Origin of the sequence: Tsukamurella strandjordii (genome assembly GCF_039525985.1) — a bacterium.
Classification (GTDB): domain Bacteria; phylum Actinomycetota; class Actinomycetes; order Mycobacteriales; family Mycobacteriaceae; genus Tsukamurella; species Tsukamurella strandjordii.
Genome location: NZ_BAAAII010000021.1, coordinates 1 through 580, shown reverse-complemented (window position 1 = coordinate 580; position 580 = coordinate 1). Strand labels below are relative to the sequence as shown.

At 71.7% G+C, this 580-nt stretch carries 1 protein-coding gene; it reads left to right on the top strand.

Annotated features, from left to right (window positions below; translation table 11 throughout):
* A partial coding sequence (locus tag ABD108_RS22110; protein ID WP_343931408.1) for a beta-ketoacyl synthase N-terminal-like domain-containing protein occupies nt 1-580 on the top strand: 580 nt, incomplete at both ends.

Here is a 580-nt window from a genome sequence, read left to right as displayed (position 1 = left end):
CAAGCAGCACGTCTCCAAGCGCCGCATGTCCTACGTCGAGCAGGCCTCGCACGTGATGACCAAGCGCCTGTGGGACAAGGCCGGACGCCCCGATGTCGACCCGCTCCGCCTCGCAGCGGTCGTGGGCACCGGCCTCGGCGGCGGCGAATCGATGGTCGAAGCCGTGGACGCCCTGCGCGATCACGGCGTCCGCAAGGTCTCGCCGTTCGCGGTGCAGATGTCCATGCCCAACGGCCCCGCGGCCGTCGCGGCCCTGGAGATCGGCGCCCGCGCCGGAGCGATCGCACCGGTCTCGGCGTGCTCGACCGGCAACGAGGCCATCGCCCACGCCTGGCGCCAGATCGTGCTCGGCGACGCCGACATCGCGGTCTGCGGTGGTATCGAAGGACGCATCGACAGCCCGGTCATCGCACCGTTCTCGATGATGCGCGCCCTCTCCACCCGCAACGACGACCCGCTCGCGGCGTCGCGTCCCTTCGACAAGGACCGCGACGGCTTCGTCTTCGGCGAGGCCCAGGCGCTGCTGGTCATCGAGACCGAGGAGCACGCCCTGGCGCGCGGCGCGAAGCCGATCGCCCGG